The organism is Pseudomonas sp. PICF141, from assembly GCF_002286815.1.
In the GTDB taxonomy this organism is placed as follows: Bacteria; Pseudomonadota; Gammaproteobacteria; order Pseudomonadales; family Pseudomonadaceae; genus Aquipseudomonas.
The window spans coordinates 68,496-85,240 of the sequence record NZ_MUNM01000034.1; the positions used below are offsets into that span (position 1 = coordinate 68,496).

Below are 16,745 nucleotides of genomic sequence, written 5' to 3' on the forward strand. Positions count from 1 at the left end.
CTGCCTCCTCACCACAACCCCCCCCCATCCACACTGGCCCACCCACATTGAACGAGGCCCCCATGAATAACGCTCTGAACCAGTTGCAGCCCTACCCGTTCGAAAAGCTCCGCGCCCTGCTCGGCAGCGTTACGCCCAACCCGCAAAAGCGCGCCATCGCACTGTCCATCGGCGAACCGAAACACCGTTCGCCAAGCTTTGTCGCTGAAGCGTTGGCAAGCAATCTGGATCAGATGGCCGTGTACCCGACCACCCTCGGCATTCCTGCCCTGCGTGAAGCCATTGCCGCCTGGTGCGAACGTCGCTTCAGCGTCCCGAACGGCTGGCTCGACCCGGCGCGCAATGTGCTGCCGGTCAACGGCACGCGCGAAGCGTTGTTCGCGTTCACCCAGACCGTGGTCAACCGTGGTGACGACGCGTTGGTGGTCAGCCCGAACCCGTTCTATCAAATCTACGAAGGCGCGGCATTTCTCGCCGGTGCCAAGCCGCATTACCTGCCGTGCCTGGATGAAAACGGCTTCAACCCGGATTTCGACGCCGTTTCACCAGACATCTGGAAACGCTGCCAGATTCTGTTCCTGTGCTCGCCCGGCAACCCGACCGGCGCGCTGATTCCGGTCGACACGCTGAAGAAGCTGATCGCCCTGGCGGACGAATACGATTTCGTGATCGCCGCAGACGAATGCTACAGCGAACTGTATTTCGACGAGCAAACCCCACCGGCCGGCCTGCTCAGCGCATGCGTGGAGCTGGGACGCAAGGACTTCAAGCGTTGCGTGGTATTTCACAGCCTGTCCAAGCGCTCCAACTTGCCTGGCCTGCGTTCTGGCTTCGTGGCCGGTGATGCGGACATTCTCAAAGGCTTCCTGCTGTACCGCACTTACCACGGCTGTGCGATGCCGGTTCAAACACAGTTGGCCAGCGTTGCCGCATGGAATGACGAAGTGCACGTGCGCGCCAACCGTGCGCTATACCGCGAGAAATATGATGCTGTGCTGGAAATTCTCGGCCCGGTGATGGACGTGCAGCGCCCGGACGGCGGTTTCTACCTCTGGCCGAACGTCGCTGGCGATGACGCAGCATTCTGCCGTGACCTGTTCGAACAGGAACACGTGACCGTGGTACCGGGCTCCTACTTGTCGCGGGACGTCGATGGCGTCAACCCGGGCGCTGGACGTGTGCGCATGGCGTTGGTCGCACCGCTGGCCGAATGCGTAGAAGCGGCAACGAGAATTCGCGAGTTCATTATCCGCAACAAATAAAATATACCTGCCTGCACTGTGCAACGCAGTGCGGGCCCGCTTATTAGCAAGTTACATTTCGTCCACAATTAAATTTCACTACCTTGCAGAGTTCAACTTACTCTCAGCCAGCACATAACGGTGCGCACTAATAAACCTTTACATTCACTTCATGGAAGAAGTAATCAATGAGCTGCCTTGAAAACTGTTCTCTTATCCAATGGCCTGATGACCAGCAATCCTACACTGCTGCAGTCAACGAAAACCCCGCAAACGCAAATTCGTCCAGCCGTACCCGTCGCAAGCGTTCTCTGATCAATTACTCAAAGCTGTGGGCTAACGGGCGAACACTCAAAATCGCCTTTATCGATGGCCCCGATGATGAACACAAACAGAAAATCATCGACGCCGCCAGTCAATGGCTGCCCTATATCAATCTGCACTTCGAATTTGTCGACGGGCTTGAAGGTGATATCCGGATCGCGACAAAAAACAACGTCAACAGCTCAATGCTTGGCACCGATGCGCTGTTAATTCATCCCGATTGGCAAACCATGGATCTGGGTGTCAAACCTGAAGATGCAGACTTCGACGTGATTGTGATTCATGAGTTTGGACATGCCTTGGGCGCCATGCATGAACACCAACACCCTGAAGCCAATATCCCTTGGGATAAACCGAAAGTGTATGCGTTCTATCAGAATCGAGCATTCAATCCGCTGACCAAAGAACAAGTCGATATGAACCTGTTTCAGCCCTTCGATACGATCGAAGCGATTTATACGCCATACGACAGAAAGTCGATCATGCATCATCCAGTGGCGAACAGCCTCACATTGGGCGATTGGGAAATCCCAATCAATCGCAAGATCAGTAAAAAAGACAAGCAACAGATGAAACTGCTCTATCCCAAGCGCTAAACCTTATTCGTTGTAACAACCCTGACAGCGGCATCGTCATTCAAGTTGAATCGACGAGCACTGTCGTTGCCAAACAATTGAAAAACACATTTAAGCAAACCAATGATGACTATTTATACTCCATGTAAAATGATCCGCCCAATTGATGAACTCGCCTCTTATGACGCAGCCATCCTGGAAAACCCCAACAACGCCCAACGTTCTTCCACAGGCCGACGTTCCAAACGTGCCATTGGCACCTGGAGCAAATTCTGGGGTAATGGCCGCACGTTAAGAATCGCGTTCGTGGATTCGCCAACTCCAACGAAAAGGCTTGCCATCGAAAGTTTGATCAAGCAATGGCTACCTTCCGTGAATTTGCAGTTCGAATTCATTGACCAAGGCGAAAGCGAGATCAGGATTTCAACATCCAGCGCAACAAACAATTCCGCAGTAGGGACTGATGCGTTGTTATATGAACAACATCAACCGACGCTGAATTTGAATATTGAAATGGACCACCCGGAATTCGAAGCAACCGTACTGCATGAGTTCGGTCATGCGTTGGGTCTGCTGCACGAGCAACAGCATCCAAAAGCCAACATTCCCTGGGACAAACCCAAGGTTTACGAATTTTATAACACCCACTATGGGTGGACCGAGGAAGACACGGACCTTAACGTCCTGACGCCGCTTGGTGGCAGCGACCATCTTTGGGGCCGTTATGACAAGGATTCGATCATGCACTACCCAATCCCGAACGAGCTGACGACAGAGGATTGGGAAGTGGGCATCAACACCAGAATCAGCATGCTGGACAGGCGAGTCATGCGCAAAGCCTACCCAAAATAATGACCGAACGACGCTGACTCCGGCGAACGCACAGGCTGAACACTGCCTGGTGCCGTCGCCATTCACCCGAAAGGCCTCATTCAAATCCTGTTTTCGCAAGCCGTCATCACCCAATCTGTGATGACGGCTGAGGTCATACCACTCCTGGCGCTGCGCCCGCAGCGCCTTCAACCGCAGGCGCCGCTCCAGCCAGTCCATCTGAAATGCCAGCGCCTCGGCCTTTACCCAGACCACCGATGCCGCCTGCAATCGCTGATCGCCATGAGCTACAGACAAACCCGACCACAGCCGACGCGAAACCGTCCGGTCATGGCATAATCCGTCACCTTAATTTTCAGCACCTGCAAAGGGGGCAATTCCTTGACCGTTTCAAGCAAAACGTTGCACCTTTTCGGCATCAAAGCCTGCGACACCATGAAAAAGGCGCGCACCTGGCTCGATGAACACGCAGTCAGCTATGACTTTCATGATTACAAAACGGCCGGAATCGATCGTGAACACCTGAGCCAATGGTGCGACGAGCACGGCTGGCAAGTCGTGTTGAACCGTGCAGGCACGACCTTTCGCAAGCTCGACGACGAACGCAAAGCCGATCTCGACCAGCGCAAGGCCATCGAACTGATGCTCGCGCAACCCTCGATGATCAAGCGCCCGGTGCTTGATCTCGGTGACCGAACCCTGATTGGCTTCAAGCCAGATATCTACGCGGCCGCACTCAAGTAAAGCAGCCCGTTCCATTTTGTTAGAGGTATCAACATGTCTACTACCCTGTTCAGCCTGGCCTTTGGTGTCGGCACTCAAAACCGTCAAGGCGCATGGCTGGAAGTGTTTTACGCACAGCCACTGCTCAACCCGTCGGCCGAACTGGTCGCTGCCATTGCGCCGGTCCTGGGCTACACCGACGGCAATCAGGCCATCGCCTTCAGCACCGCTCAGGCGTCCCAACTGGCCGAAGCGCTGAAAAGCATCGACGCTGCACAAGCGGCACTGCTGACCCGTCTGGCCGAGAGCCACAAGCCGCTGGTCGCCACTATTTTGGCCGAAGACGCTCAGCTGACTTCCACGCCTGAGGCTTACCTCAAGCTGCACTTGCTGTCCCATCGCCTGGTCAAGCCGCACGGCCTGAACCTGGCCGGGATCTTCCCGCTGCTGCCGAACGTGGCCTGGACCAGCCAGGGCGCGATCGACCTGGCCGAACTGGCCGAGCATCAACTGGAAGCCCGTCTGCGCGGCGAGTTGCTGGAAGTGTTCTCGGTGGACAAGTTCCCGAAAATGACCGACTACGTGGTACCGGCCGGTGTGCGTATCGCTGATGCGGCACGTATTCGTCTGGGCGCTTACGTGGGCGAAGGCACCACAGTGATGCACGAAGGTTTCGTCAACTTCAACGCCGGCACCGAAGGCCCGGGCATGATCGAAGGTCGTGTATCGGCGGGCGTGTTTGTCGGCAAGGGTTCGGATCTGGGCGGCGGTTGCTCGACCATGGGCACCCTGTCGGGTGGCGGCAACATCGTGATCAAGGTTGGCGAAGGTTGCCTGATTGGCGCCAACGCCGGTATCGGTATCCCGTTGGGCGACCGCAACACCGTTGAATCGGGCCTGTACGTGACCGCCGGTACTAAAGTGGCATTGCTGGATGAGCACAACAAACTGGTCAAAGTCGTTAAGGCCCGCGAATTGGCCGGTCAGCCTGACCTGCTGTTCCGCCGCAACTCGGAGACCGGCGCGGTGGAGTGCAAAACCCACAAATCGGCTATCGAACTGAACGAAGCGCTGCACGCTCACAACTAAACAGAGCGTCAAATAACCACCTGAACTTGTAGAGCGAGGCTTGCCCGCGAAGCTTTTGGCGCCAGTAATGACGCCTTCGCGAGCAAGCTTCGCTCCTACACAGGTCTGGCGTAGACCCGACCATCAGGTCAGGCGTTCCATCCGCCCATGTTCACCAGGGCCCGATAACATGCTGATTCCCTCTCCCTGGCGCGGTGATTTCCCGGCCATCGCTGCCCTGCAACGGCAAGACCAGACTTATCTGGACAACGCCGCCACTACGCAGAAACCTCAAGCCCTGCTGGATGCCCTGGCGCATTACTACGCCAACGGCGCGGCCAACGTGCACCGGGCGCAACACTTGCCCGGCGCCCACGCCACCCAGGCCTTCGAAGACAGCCGCAGCAAAGTCGCGCAATGGCTCAATGCCGGCGATTGCGGGCAGATCATTTTTACCCACGGCGCGACGTCCGCGCTGAACCTGCTGGCCTATGGCCTGGAGCACGTATTCAATCCGGGCGATGAAATTGTCATCAGTGCTGTGGAGCATCACGCCAACCTGTTGCCATGGCAGCAACTGGCCCACCGTCGCGATTTAAAACTGGTGATTCTGCCACTGGATGCCGACGGTTTGATTGACCTTCAAGCCGCCGCTCGCCTGATCGGCCCGCGTACCCGTTTACTGGCGGTCAGTCAGTTGTCCAACGTGCTCGGCGCCTGGCAGCCGTTGCCCGCGTTACTGGAGCTGGCCAAGGCCCATAGCGCAATGACCGTGGTCGACGGCGCCCAAGGCGTGGTGCATGGCCGGCATGACGTGCAGGCGCTGGGTTGCGACTTCTATGTGTTTTCCAGCCACAAGCTCTACGGCCCGGATGGGCTGGGTGCGCTGTTCGGTCGTCATGCAGCGCTCGAGCAACTGCGCCCCTGGCAGTTCGGCGGCGAAATGGTGCTGGATGCCAACTACCACGATGCCCGTTTTCGTCCCGCACCGCTGGGGTTCGAGGCCGGTACGCCGCCGATTTCCAGCGTAATAGGCCTGGGGGCAACCCTGGATTATCTGGCCGGCCTGGATCAGGACGCCGTCTCTGCCCATGAAGCGGCGCTGCATGACTATTTGCTCAAAGGCCTTGAGGCGCGCAACGGCATTCGTCTGCTGGGCAAGCCACAACTGGCACTGGCCAGTTTTGTCGTCGAGGGTGTGCATAACTCCGATCTGGCGCATTTGCTGACCGAACAGGGAATCGCCGTACGCGCCGGTCATCATTGCGCCATGCCGCTGCTCAAAAGCTTTGAACTGGCCGGAGCGATTCGGGTGTCGTTGGCGTTGTACAACGACTCCGAAGACCTTGAGCGCTTTTTTGCAGCGCTGGATCAGGCCCTGGAGTTGTTGCGATGACCTTGCCCGCCGATGCCGTCCTCGCACTGGATACTTTTCAGCAGGCTGCAGGTTGGGAACAGCGGGCGCGCTTGCTGATGCAATGGGGCGACCGCCTGCCGCCGTTGAGCGATGCGGATAAAGTCGAGGCCAACCGCGTGCATGGCTGTGAAAGTCAGGTGTGGCTGGTCGGTGCGCTGGATGACGGGCACTGGCAGTTTGCCGCGAGCAGCGATGCGCGGTTGATTCGCGGGTTGGTGGCATTGCTGCTGGCGCGGGTCAACGGGTTGTCCGCCGTTGAGTTGCAGCAGGTGGATTTGGCGGACTGGTTTAATCAGTTAGGGCTGGGTCGCCAGTTGTCCCAGTCCCGCAGTAATGGCTTGAATGCCGTGTTACAGCGGATGCGTGAACTGGCCGCCTGACCGATCATTCCCACGCTCTGCGTGGGAACGATCAGTATCAGGCAGGCTTGATGCGATCGGCGGGGCGCCGTACACCCGCCACAATCTTATCCACAGCCTTGGTCGCCGCGACCATGCCGAATGTCGCCGTCACCATCATCACCGCGCCAAAGCCCCCGGCGCAGTCGAGCTTCACGCCATCACCGACAAAACTCTTCTGCAAGCAAATGCTGCCGTCCGGTTTCGGGTAGCGCAGTTGCTCGGTGGAAAACACGCACGGCACGCTGTAATGACGGGTTACGGTGCGGGAAAAGCCGTAATCGCGGCGCAGCGTCGAGCGCACTTTCGACGCCAGCGGATCGTTGAACGTGCGGTTCAAGTCGCAGACCTGGATCAGCGTCGGGTCGATCTGCCCGCCCGCGCCGCCGGTGGTGATGATCTGGATCTTGCGTCGCTTGCACCAGGCGATCAGTGCCGCTTTGGCGTTGACGCTGTCGATGCAGTCAATCACGCAGTCGATGTTCGGCGTGATGTATTCGGCCATGGTTTCGCGGGTGACGAAGTCCGCCACCGTATGCACCGTGCAGTCCGGGTTGATCCCGCGCAAGCGCTCGGCCATCACCTCGACCTTGGGTTTGCCGACGGTGCTGTCCAGCGCATGCAGTTGACGGTTGACGTTGCTGACGCAAACGTCGTCCAGGTCGAACAGCGAAATCTCGCCCACGCCACAGCGGGCAACAGCTTCCGCCGCCCAGGAGCCGACGCCACCGACGCCGACGATCGCCACATGGGCCGCGCGCAGACGCTCCAGGCCTTCGATGCCATACAAGCGGGCGATGCCAGCAAACCGCGGATCTTCTGTACTCATGACCATTACCCCAAAAACCGGCGCGCATTATAGGGCCGTCGGCGGCCAAGAACATCTTCGGGCCTATAAACGGCGGTCTTGATTGCCTGAATTGCCTACAAATTTATTGGAATTGGGCTATAGCGCCCCGGTCAAAGAACTTAAGTCAACTTGGATTGCCCAACGTCCGGCATTTCCCTGTCCGCTGTACGGTCAGTGAACGCCCGGTGTAGGATGCGCGCCCCCGCCCCTTGGCAGCCGGCCGCCGACCGTTCCTTCGTTCAGTAGCCCCTGGAACCTGAAATAGCTATGTCATCGCGTAAATTTGGACTCAACCTGGTCGTGGTTCTTGCAATCGCCGCCTTGTTCACCGGTTTCTGGGCGCTGGTCAATCGCCCCGTCACCGCCCCCAACTGGCCTGAACAGATCTCCGGCTTTTCGTACTCGCCGTTTCAACAAGGCCAGTACCCGCAAAAAGCCCAGTACCCGACCGACGATGAAATGCGTCGTGACCTGGAGATCATGAGCAAGCTGACGGACAACATCCGGACTTACTCGGTCGACGGCACGCTGGAGAACATTCCCAAACTGGCGGAAGAATTCGGCCTGCGGGTGACCCTGGGGATCTGGATCAGCCCGGATGAAGAGCGCAATGAGCGCGAGATCACCCGCGCCATCGAAATCGCCAACACCTCGCGCAGCGTGGTTCGCGTGATTGTCGGTAACGAGGCGATCTTCCGTAAGGAAATCACTGCAGCAGAGCTGAGCCTGATCCTGGATCGCGTCCGCGCGGCCGTAAAGGTTCCGGTCACCACCTCCGAACAGTGGCACATATGGGAAGAAAACCCGAGCCTGGCCAAGCACGTCGACCTGATCGCGGCTCACGTCCTGCCCTACTGGGAATTCGTTCCGGTGGACAAGGCCGGTCAATTCGTTCTCGACCGCGCCCGTGACCTGAAAAAAATGTTCCCGAAAAAACCGCTGCTGCTCTCTGAGGTTGGCTGGCCGAGCAACGGCCGCATGCGCGGTGGCGCCGATGCGTCGCCGGCGGATCAGGCGATTTACCTGCGCACGCTGGTCAACAAGCTCAACCGCCAAGGTTTCAACTACTTCGTGATCGAAGCGTTTGACCAACCGTGGAAAGCCAGTGACGAAGGTTCGGTGGGCGCGTACTGGGGCGTGTTCAACGCCGCACGCCAGCAGAAATTCAACTTCGAAGGCCCGGTCGTTGCGATCCCGCAATGGCGCGTGCTGGCTATCGGCTCGGTAGTGTTGGCGTTGCTGTCGTTGACCCTGCTGATGATCGATGGCTCGGCTCTGCGTCAACGTGGCCGCACCTTTCTGACCTTTATCGCGTTCCTGTGCGGTTCGGTGCTGGTATGGATCGGCTATGACTACAGTCAGCAATACAGCACCTGGTTCAGTCTGACGGTGGGGTTCCTGCTCGCTCTCGGCGCACTCGGGGTGTTTATCGTTCTGTTGACCGAGGCCCATGAACTGGCCGAAGCGGTCTGGACCCACAAACGTCGGCGTGAATTCCTGCCGGTGGTGGGCGATTCAGGCTATCGGCCAAAAGTGTCGATTCACGTACCGTGCTACAACGAGCCGCCGGAGATGGTCAAACAGACCCTCAACGCCCTGGCCAACCTCGACTATCCGGACTTCGAAGTCCTGATCATCGATAACAACACCAAAGACCCGGCGGTCTGGGAACCGGTGCGCGATTATTGCGAAACCCTCGGCCCGCGCTTCAAGTTCTTCCACGTGGCGCCATTGGCCGGTTTCAAGGGCGGCGCGCTGAACTACTTGATTCCGCACACCGCCAAAGATGCCGAAGTGATTGCGGTGATCGACTCGGACTACTGCGTCGACCCGTACTGGCTCAAGCACATGGTGCCGCACTTCGCCGACCCGAAAATCGCCGTGGTGCAGTCGCCACAGGATTATCGCGACCAGAACGAAAGCACTTTCAAGAAGCTCTGCTACGCCGAATACAAAGGCTTCTTCCACATTGGCATGGTCACACGCAACGACCGTGACGCGATCATCCAGCACGGCACCATGACCATGACCCGGCGCTCGGTGCTCGAGGAACTGGGCTGGGCCGACTGGTGCATCTGTGAAGACGCCGAGTTGGGTCTGCGCGTGTTCGAAAAAGGTCTGTCGGCGGCGTATTACCACGACAGCTACGGCAAAGGCCTGATGCCCGATACCTTCATCGACTTCAAAAAACAGCGTTTCCGCTGGGCCTACGGCGCGATTCAGATCATCAAGCGTCACACCGCCAGCCTGCTGCGCGGCAAAGACACCGAACTGACCCGTGGCCAGCGTTACCACTTCCTCGCGGGCTGGTTGCCGTGGGTGGCGGACGGCATGAACATCTTCTTCACCGTCGGCGCATTGTTGTGGTCGGCGGCGATGATCATCGTGCCGCAACGGGTCGATCCGCCGTTGTTGATTTTCGCGATCCCGCCGTTGGCGCTGTTCGTGTTCAAGGTCGGCAAGATCATCTTCCTGTATCGCCGTGCCGTTGGGGTCAACCTCAAGGATGCATTCTGTGCGGCATTGGCAGGCCTTGCGTTGTCGCACACCATCGCCAAAGCGGTGCTGTACGGTTTCTTCACCAGCAGCATTCCGTTTTTCCGCACGCCGAAAAACGCCGATAACCACGGCTTTTGGGTAGCGATTTCGGAGGCTCGCGAAGAGGTGTTCATCATGCTGCTGCTGTGGGGCGCGGCGCTGGGGATCTTCCTGGTGCAGGGCCTGCCGAGCAACGACATGCGCTTCTGGGTAACCATGTTGCTGGTGCAGTCGCTGCCGTACCTGGCGGCGCTGATCATGGCGTTCCTGTCGTCGCTGCCAAAACCTTCGGCCCAAGCCGCGACCGCACCGGCTGTCTAAATCAGTACAGATGCACTAAACGGCGGCCAATGGCCGCCGTTTTGCTTTAAGATAACCGCCATTTTGCAGGCCTTGCCCCAATCCCTGTAGGAGCGAGGCTTGCCCGCGAAGAACGATGATGATGTGTATCTGTTGTACCGAGTCGCGTTCTTCGCGGGCAAGCCTCGCTCCTGCAAATAAAAGCTCCGGAGTTTTCCATGACGGCCCACGCCGACCTTTCGCCGACCCTCCAACTCGCAATCGATCTGATCCGCCGTCCGTCCGTGACGCCGGTCGACGCCGATTGCCAGAAGCAGATGATGCAGCGCCTGGGCGATGCCGGCTTCAAACTCGAACCGATGCGCATCGAAGAGGTGGATAACTTCTGGGCCACTCACGGTAAACACGAAGGCCCGGTGCTGTGCTTCGCCGGCCACACCGACGTGGTTCCGACCGGTCCGGTCACCGCCTGGCAGATCGATCCGTTCAACGCGGTGATCGACGAACACGGCATGCTCTGTGGCCGTGGCGCGGCGGACATGAAAGGCAGCCTGGCTTCCATGACCGTGGCAGCCGAGCGTTTCGTCGCCGATTACCCGGACCACAAAGGCAAGGTCGCGTTCCTGATCACCAGCGATGAAGAAGGCCCGGCGCATCACGGCACCAAAGCTGTGATCGAACGCCTCGCCGCCCGTAAGGAACGTCTGGACTGGTGCATCGTCGGCGAACCGTCGAGCACGACCCTGGTGGGTGACGTGGTCAAGAATGGCCGTCGCGGCTCCCTCGGCGCCAAATTGACCGTGCGCGGTGTGCAGGGTCACGTGGCGTATCCGCACCTGGCGAAGAACCCGATCCACCTCGCCGCCCCGGCGCTGGCCGAACTGGCCGCCGAGCACTGGGACCACGGTAACGATTTCTTCCCGCCGACCAGTTTCCAGATTTCCAACGTCAATTCCGGCACCGGCGCGACCAACGTGATCCCGGGTGATCTGGTGGCGGTGTTCAACTTCCGCTTCTCTACCGAATCCACTGTCGAAGGCCTTCAAAAGCGCGTCGCCGATATTCTCGACAAGCATGGCCTGGACTGGCACATCGACTGGGCGCTGTCCGGCCTGCCGTTCCTCACCGAACCGGGCGCCCTGCTCGACGCGGTATCGGCGAGCATCAAAGACATCACCGGTCGCGAGACCGAGGCGTCCACCAGCGGCGGCACTTCCGACGGGCGCTTCATCGCGACCATGGGCACACAGGTTGTCGAACTGGGCCCGGTCAACGCGACGATCCACCAGGTCAATGAGCGCGTGCTGGCGGCCGATCTCGATGTACTGACCGAAATCTACTACCAGACCCTGATCAAGTTGCTCGCCTGATGCTTGCGTGTCCGATCTGCAGCGAACCGCTGAACGCGGTGGACAACGGCGTGGCTTGCCCCGCCGGGCATCGTTTCGACCGTGCGCGGCAGGGGTACCTGAACCTGTTGCCGGTGCAGCATAAAAACAGCCGCGACCCTGGGGATAACCTGGCGATGGTCGAAGCCCGTCGCGACTTCTTGAACGCCGGCCATTACGCGCCAGTGGCCAAGCGTCTGGCCGAACTGGCCGCGCAATACGCGCCCCAGCGCTGGCTGGACATCGGTTGTGGCGAGGGTTACTACACCGCGCAAATCGCCGAAGCGTTGCCCAATGCCGACGGCTATGCGCTGGACATTTCCCGGGAAGCGGTCAAACGCGCCTGCAAACGCAACCCTGCCCTGACCTGGTTGATCGCCAGCATGGCGCGGGTGCCGCTGGCCTCACGCAGCTGCCAGTTTCTCGCCAGCGTGTTCAGCCCGCTGGACTGGCAAGAAGCCAAACGCCTGCTCAGCCCCGGTGGCGGGCTGATGAAAGTCGGGCCGACCAGCGGCCATCTGATGGAACTGCGCGAACGGCTGTACGACGAAGTGCGCGAGTACACCGATGACAAGCATTTAGCGTTGGTGCCGCAAGGCATGGCGCTGCAGCACAGCGAAATCCTGGAATTCAAACTGACGTTGATCAGTGGTCAGGATCGGGCGAACCTGTTGGCCATGACACCCCACGGCTGGCGCGCCAGCGCCGAACGCCGGGCGGCGGTTATCGAACAGGCCGAGCCGTTCGAGGTCACTGTTTCGATGCGCTACGATTACTTCGTACTTCAATAATTTTTGGTCCCGAGCAACAGCTTGAGGCCGGCTAAATCCGCGAATGGATTTTTCAAGACCGCAATGAGGACATCCATGCGCCAACCCGATATCGAGATTTACCTGAAAGACGCCGACGTCGACCACAAGGCCATCGCCGCCTGGCTCGGCGCCGCTTTAGGGCCGTGCACCGACTGGGTTCAGAAAGGTCAGACCTACAAGTGCAAGGCCGGCAACGTGCCGGTCACCTGGCTGCCCAAAGCCGTCGGCAAATGGAATAGCCTGTACCTGGAAAGCGACCAGACCCCATGGGAAGACGACATCGCCTGCGCCCGCGCAGCCTTTGCCGCGCTGAACGTCGAAGTGCGTTGCGCACCGGGCAGCTGGGTCGAGGAAGAAGGCGAAGAAACGGCCGATCGCTGGATACGCATCAGCGCCGATGGTGAAGAAGAGATCACCTGGAAAACCGCCTGACATTGATCGTTCCCGCGCTCTGCGTGGGAATGCCTCAACGGACGCTCCGCGTTCGGCTTTTGATGGGACGCGGAGCGTCCCGGGCTGCATTCCCACGCAGAGCGTGGGAACGATCTTCAGAGGCCTACAACGTCTTCAGCCTGCAAGCCCTTCTCCCCGGTCACCACCGCATACTCAACCTGCTGACCTTCAGTCAGCGAGCGATGCCCTTCGCCGCGGATCGCGCGGTAGTGCACGAACACGTCCACCCCGTCCTCGCGCTGAATGAAGCCATAACCCTTGGCGTCGTTGAACCACTTCACATTGCCGGTTTCGCGCGTAGCCATTTCAGTACCCCTTGTTTTTATTTTGAACGGCCGAGTATATGACAGTCGTCAAAACTCTCAACTCAACTTTACTTAGCTGCTTTTTTGCCGATTTTCGACGAATACGGCACACTATCGGTCGCCCAAGCAATTGCTTGGTTTTGTCCACTCACGCAGAAGCCGTATGACCCGTTCCCCGCTCCGCCGTCTTGTGTTTGGTACCCTGCGCCGATTGCTGTACCTCTGGGTTCGCTCGGAGACGATCAACCAGTCGTCGTTCACCCTTAACCTCGACCGCAGCCGGCCGGTGTTCTATGTCCTGCAAAATCCTTCACTGACCGACCTCGCCGTGGTCGATACCGAATGCAGCAAGGCCGGCCTGCCCCGCCCGGTGTTGCCAGTATCGGTGGGCGCGTTGATAGAACCCGCTGCATTCTTTTACCTGACGCCGGACCCGGACTGGCTTGGCCGCCAGGACAAACGCGGCGCGCCACCGACCCTGACCCGCCTGGTCAGCGCCCTGAGCCAGAACGCCGCCGAAGACGCGCAGATCATTCCGGTCAGCGTGTTCTGGGGCCAGTCGCCGGACAGCGAATCGAGCCCGTGGAAACTGTTGTTCGCCGACAGCTGGGCGGTCACCGGGCGTTTGCGTCGACTGCTGAGCATCATCGTGCTGGGGCGCAAGACCCGGGTGCAGTTCTCGGCGCCGATTCATTTGCGCGAATTGATCGAGCACAACAAAGGCTACGAGCGCACCGTGCGCATGGCCCAGCGGATTCTGCGGGTGCATTTTCGCAACCTGAAAGCCGCGGTGATCGGCCCGGACATTTCCCATCGCCGTAACCTGGTCAAGGGCCTGCTCAATCAGCCCTCGGTCAAACAGGCGATCCTCGACGAAGCCGAGCGCGAAAACATCTCGCCGGAAAAAGCCAAGGCCCAGGCCTTGCGTTATGGCAACGAGATCGCCTCGGACTATACCTACACCGCGATCCGTTTTCTGGAAGTGGTGCTGAGCTGGTTCTGGAACAAGATCTACGACGGCATCAAGGTCAACCACCTCGAAGGTGTGCAAAAGGTCGCCCAAGGTCACGAAGTGATCTACGTGCCGTGCCACCGCAGCCACATCGACTATTTGCTGCTCTCTTATCTTCTATTTCGCAACGGCCTGACCCCGCCGCACATTGCTGCCGGGATCAACCTCAATATGCCGGTGATCGGTAGCCTGCTACGGCGTGGCGGCGCGTTCTTCATGCGCCGCACCTTCAAGGGCAACCCGCTCTACACCTCGGTATTCAACGAGTACCTGCATACCTTGTTCACCAAGGGTTTCCCGGTCGAGTACTTCGTCGAGGGCGGCCGTTCGCGCACCGGGCGCATGCTGCAACCGAAAACCGGAATGCTCGCGATCACTCTGCGCAGCTTCCTGCGTTCGTCACGCATGCCGATCGTCTTCGTGCCGGTGTACATCGGCTATGAGCGCGTGCTGGAAGGCCGCACCTACCTCGGCGAATTGCGTGGCGCGAGCAAAAAGAAAGAATCGATCTTCGACATTTTCAAAGTCATCGGCGCGCTCAAACAACGCTTCGGTCAGGTCGCAGTCAACTTCGGCGAGCCGATCAAACTGGCGGAATTCCTCGACAGCGAACAGCCAGACTGGCGCCAACAGGAACTCGGTCCGCAGTTCAAACCGGCCTGGCTCAACGAAACCACCAACCGCCTCGGCGAGAAAGTCGCCCAGCATTTGAATGAAGCGGCGGCGATCAACCCGGTGAATCTGGTGGCACTGGCGTTGCTGTCCACCAGCCGTCTGGCCCTGGACGATCGCGCCATGGCGCGGGTACTCGATCTGTATCTGGCGCTGTTGCGCAAGGTGCCTTATTCCTCGCACACCACCCTGCCGGACGGTGACGGCCGGGCGTTGATCGAGCACGTGAAGGACATGGACCTGCTGTCCGAGCAGAGCGATGCGCTGGGCAAGATTCTGTACCTGGACGAACAGAACGCCGTCCTGATGACCTACTACCGCAACAACGTTTTGCACATCTTCGCGTTGCCGTCGTTGCTGGCAAGTTTCTTCCAGAGCACCTCGCGCATGAGCCGCGAGCAGATCCTGCGCTACACCCGCGCGCTGTATCCGTACCTGCAATCGGAGCTGTTCATTCGCTGGTCGCTGGACGAACTCGATGGCGTGGTCGATCAATGGCTCGAAGCCTTCGTCGAGCAAGGCGTGCTGCGTTTCGAGAACGACGTGTACCTGCGTCCGGCACCGAGCTCACGGCATTTCGTGCTGCTGACTCTGTTATCAAAAAGCATCGCCCAGACCTTGCAGCGCTTCTACATGACCGTTTCCTTGCTGCTCAACAGCGGTCAGAACAGCATCAGCGCCGAAGAACTCGAAGACCTGTGCACGGTCATGGCCCAGCGCCTGTCGATCCTCCATGGCCTGAACGCCCCGGAATTCTTCGACAAGAGCCTGTTCCGTCACTTCATCCAGACAATGCTGGACCTGGACGTGCTGCGCCGCGACGAAGCCGGCAAGCTGAGCTATCACAAACTGCTCGGCGAACTGGCTGAAGGCGCGGCCAAACGGGTATTGCCGGCGGAGATTCGCTTGTCGATCCGTCAGGTGGCGCTGCATCGCAATGAAGATGCAGCCGATCAAGTCGCCGCTCCAGTGCAGACCGTCTAAATTCCTACAGGCGCCAGGCTTCTTCTGGCGCCGCAGCCACTGAAAATCCGAACAAGGAAGCCGCCATGCTCCGCCCTACTCTTCGCTTCACCAGCCTGTGCGCAGGTTTGATGATCTGCGCCAACGCCCTGGCCCTGTCGCTCAATGACCTGTCGCAACAAGACGCCACCGGCGGCCTCAAGGACGCCCTGACTCAAGGCGCGCAACTGGCCGTTAAACAACTTGGCGCACCTGGTGGCTTCAGCAACAACCCGGAGGTGAAAATCGAGCTGCCGGGCAAGCTGGGCAAGGTCGCCAAGAAAATGAAACAGTTCGGCATGGGCGATCAGGTCGATCAACTGGAAATCAGCATGAACAAAGCGGCTGAAGCGGCCGTGACACAGGCTCAACCGATTCTGGTGGATGCGGTGAAGAAGATGACCGTGGAGGATGCCAAGGGGATTCTCGGCGGCGGCAAGGACTCGGCGACTCAATACCTGAGCAAAACCAGCCGCGAGCAGATCCGCATCAAATTCCTGCCAATCGTCAAACAGGCTACCGACCAGGTCGGCCTGGCCCAGCAATACAACTCGTTCGCCGGGCAAGCGGCGACTCTGGGCGTGCTGGATGCGAAAAACGCCAATATCGAAGGCTACGTCACCGAGCAGGCGTTGAACGGTTTGTTCGAGATGATTGGCAAGCAGGAAGAAACCATTCGCCAAAACCCTGCGGCGGCGGCGACCAGTTTGGCGAAGAAGGTGTTTGGTACGTTGTAATTTTCCAAGTGCAACTCATCACGAAAAGCCCGCTGACCTTTGAAGGTTCAGCGGGCTTTTTTTGCGCTACTGTTGCGGATCCAGATTATCCAGCACGCG

Annotated in this window: 15 protein-coding genes; 13 read left to right on the forward strand and 2 right to left on the reverse strand. The window is 59.0% G+C overall.

Going from position 1 to position 16,745, the window contains the following annotated elements:
- The first annotated feature begins 62 nt into the window (after nt 1-62).
- The 7 genes from dapC to BZL43_RS07315 all read left to right on the forward strand — a co-directional run bounded on the left by dapC (nt 63) and on the right by BZL43_RS07315 (nt 6,559).
- Nucleotides 63-1,262: a succinyldiaminopimelate transaminase gene (dapC, locus tag BZL43_RS07285; protein WP_095631676.1), complete on the forward strand. Its 1,200-nt coding sequence runs from the start codon at nt 63-65 to the stop codon at nt 1,260-1,262.
- A 167-nt stretch (nt 1,263-1,429) separates the two neighbouring features.
- Nucleotides 1,430-2,161, forward strand: a complete 732-nt coding sequence (locus tag BZL43_RS07290; protein WP_095631677.1) for a M12 family metallopeptidase — start codon at nt 1,430-1,432, stop codon at nt 2,159-2,161.
- 105 nt (nt 2,162-2,266) lie between these two features.
- Nucleotides 2,267-2,992: a M12 family metallopeptidase gene (locus BZL43_RS07295; protein ID WP_095631742.1), complete on the forward strand. Its 726-nt coding sequence runs from the start codon at nt 2,267-2,269 to the stop codon at nt 2,990-2,992.
- 414 nt (nt 2,993-3,406) lie between these two features.
- Nucleotides 3,407-3,715 carry an arsenate reductase gene (locus tag BZL43_RS07300; protein ID WP_240056381.1) on the forward strand — a complete coding sequence of 103 codons (309 nt, stop codon included), beginning with the start codon at nt 3,407-3,409 and terminating at the stop codon, nt 3,713-3,715.
- A gap of 33 nt (nt 3,716-3,748) precedes the next feature.
- Complete coding sequence (dapD, locus tag BZL43_RS07305) at nt 3,749-4,783, forward strand: 2,3,4,5-tetrahydropyridine-2,6-dicarboxylate N-succinyltransferase (protein ID WP_095631679.1); 1,035 nt, start codon at nt 3,749-3,751, stop codon at nt 4,781-4,783.
- Nucleotides 4,784-4,952: 169 nt separating this feature from the next.
- Complete coding sequence (locus BZL43_RS07310) at nt 4,953-6,158, forward strand: aminotransferase class V-fold PLP-dependent enzyme (protein ID WP_095631680.1); 1,206 nt, start codon at nt 4,953-4,955, stop codon at nt 6,156-6,158.
- On the forward strand, nt 6,155-6,559 hold the full coding sequence (locus BZL43_RS07315) for a SufE family protein (protein ID WP_095631681.1): 405 nt from the start codon (nt 6,155-6,157) through the stop codon (nt 6,557-6,559). Before BZL43_RS07310 ends, BZL43_RS07315 begins: the two co-directional genes overlap by 4 nt.
- Before the next feature lie 37 nt (nt 6,560-6,596).
- Here the strand turns inward: BZL43_RS07315 and tcdA are convergent, their stop codons facing one another.
- Nucleotides 6,597-7,406 (reverse strand): tRNA cyclic N6-threonylcarbamoyladenosine(37) synthase TcdA, encoded by an 810-nt coding sequence (tcdA, locus tag BZL43_RS07320; protein ID WP_371916203.1) that lies wholly within the window; start codon nt 7,404-7,406, stop codon nt 6,597-6,599.
- Nucleotides 7,407-7,694: 288 nt separating this feature from the next.
- Here tcdA and BZL43_RS07325 point away from each other — a divergent pair, with 288 nt between their 5' ends.
- From BZL43_RS07325 to BZL43_RS07340, 4 genes are all read left to right on the forward strand, one after another.
- The gene (locus tag BZL43_RS07325) at nt 7,695-10,286 is read left to right on the forward strand and encodes a glycosyltransferase (protein WP_095631683.1); all 2,592 of its coding nucleotides are present in this window, start codon (nt 7,695-7,697) and stop codon (nt 10,284-10,286) included.
- Nucleotides 10,287-10,483: 197 nt separating this feature from the next.
- Nucleotides 10,484-11,635 carry a succinyl-diaminopimelate desuccinylase gene (gene dapE / locus BZL43_RS07330; protein ID WP_095631684.1) on the forward strand — a complete coding sequence of 384 codons (1,152 nt, stop codon included), beginning with the start codon at nt 10,484-10,486 and terminating at the stop codon, nt 11,633-11,635.
- On the forward strand, nt 11,635-12,444 hold the full coding sequence (locus BZL43_RS07335; protein WP_095631685.1) for a putative RNA methyltransferase: 810 nt from the start codon (nt 11,635-11,637) through the stop codon (nt 12,442-12,444). Before dapE ends, BZL43_RS07335 begins: the two co-directional genes overlap by 1 nt.
- A 75-nt stretch (nt 12,445-12,519) precedes the next feature.
- The gene (locus BZL43_RS07340; protein WP_095631686.1) at nt 12,520-12,897 is read left to right on the forward strand and encodes a hypothetical protein; all 378 of its coding nucleotides are present in this window, start codon (nt 12,520-12,522) and stop codon (nt 12,895-12,897) included.
- Nucleotides 12,898-13,013: 116 nt separating this feature from the next.
- On the opposite strand, the gene BZL43_RS07345 is transcribed toward BZL43_RS07340, so the two are convergent.
- Complete coding sequence (locus BZL43_RS07345; RefSeq protein ID WP_007964248.1) at nt 13,014-13,223, reverse strand: cold-shock protein; 210 nt, start codon at nt 13,221-13,223, stop codon at nt 13,014-13,016.
- Nucleotides 13,224-13,386: 163 nt separating this feature from the next.
- Here BZL43_RS07345 and plsB point away from each other — a divergent pair, with 163 nt between their 5' ends.
- Both plsB and BZL43_RS07355 read left to right on the forward strand, forming a co-directional pair.
- On the forward strand, nt 13,387-15,891 hold the full coding sequence (plsB, locus tag BZL43_RS07350) for a glycerol-3-phosphate 1-O-acyltransferase PlsB (protein ID WP_095631687.1): 2,505 nt from the start codon (nt 13,387-13,389) through the stop codon (nt 15,889-15,891).
- 65 nt (nt 15,892-15,956) lie between these two features.
- Complete coding sequence (locus BZL43_RS07355) at nt 15,957-16,646, forward strand: DUF4197 domain-containing protein (protein WP_095631688.1); 690 nt, start codon at nt 15,957-15,959, stop codon at nt 16,644-16,646.
- Nucleotides 16,647-16,745 lie beyond the last annotated feature (99 nt).

Coding starts and splice junctions, on each gene's coding strand:
- BZL43_RS07355 (WP_095631688.1), top strand. CDS start 15,957: ATGCTCCGCCCTACTCTTCGCTTCACCAGCCTGTGCGCAGGTTTGATG.
- dapD (WP_095631679.1), top strand. CDS start 3,749: ATGTCTACTACCCTGTTCAGCCTGGCCTTTGGTGTCGGCACTCAAAAC.
- BZL43_RS07335 (WP_095631685.1), top strand. CDS start 11,635: ATGCTTGCGTGTCCGATCTGCAGCGAACCGCTGAACGCGGTGGACAAC.
- dapC (WP_095631676.1), top strand. CDS start 63: ATGAATAACGCTCTGAACCAGTTGCAGCCCTACCCGTTCGAAAAGCTC.
- BZL43_RS07315 (WP_095631681.1), top strand. CDS start 6,155: ATGACCTTGCCCGCCGATGCCGTCCTCGCACTGGATACTTTTCAGCAG.
- BZL43_RS07345 (WP_007964248.1), bottom strand. CDS start 13,223: ATGGCTACGCGCGAAACCGGCAATGTGAAGTGGTTCAACGACGCCAAG.
- tcdA (WP_371916203.1), bottom strand. CDS start 7,406: ATGAGTACAGAAGATCCGCGGTTTGCTGGCATCGCCCGCTTGTATGGC.
- BZL43_RS07325 (WP_095631683.1), top strand. CDS start 7,695: ATGTCATCGCGTAAATTTGGACTCAACCTGGTCGTGGTTCTTGCAATC.
- plsB (WP_095631687.1), top strand. CDS start 13,387: ATGACCCGTTCCCCGCTCCGCCGTCTTGTGTTTGGTACCCTGCGCCGA.
- BZL43_RS07295 (WP_095631742.1), top strand. CDS start 2,267: ATGACTATTTATACTCCATGTAAAATGATCCGCCCAATTGATGAACTC.
- dapE (WP_095631684.1), top strand. CDS start 10,484: ATGACGGCCCACGCCGACCTTTCGCCGACCCTCCAACTCGCAATCGAT.
- BZL43_RS07300 (WP_240056381.1), top strand. CDS start 3,407: ATGAAAAAGGCGCGCACCTGGCTCGATGAACACGCAGTCAGCTATGAC.
- BZL43_RS07310 (WP_095631680.1), top strand. CDS start 4,953: ATGCTGATTCCCTCTCCCTGGCGCGGTGATTTCCCGGCCATCGCTGCC.
- BZL43_RS07340 (WP_095631686.1), top strand. CDS start 12,520: ATGCGCCAACCCGATATCGAGATTTACCTGAAAGACGCCGACGTCGAC.
- BZL43_RS07290 (WP_095631677.1), top strand. CDS start 1,430: ATGAGCTGCCTTGAAAACTGTTCTCTTATCCAATGGCCTGATGACCAG.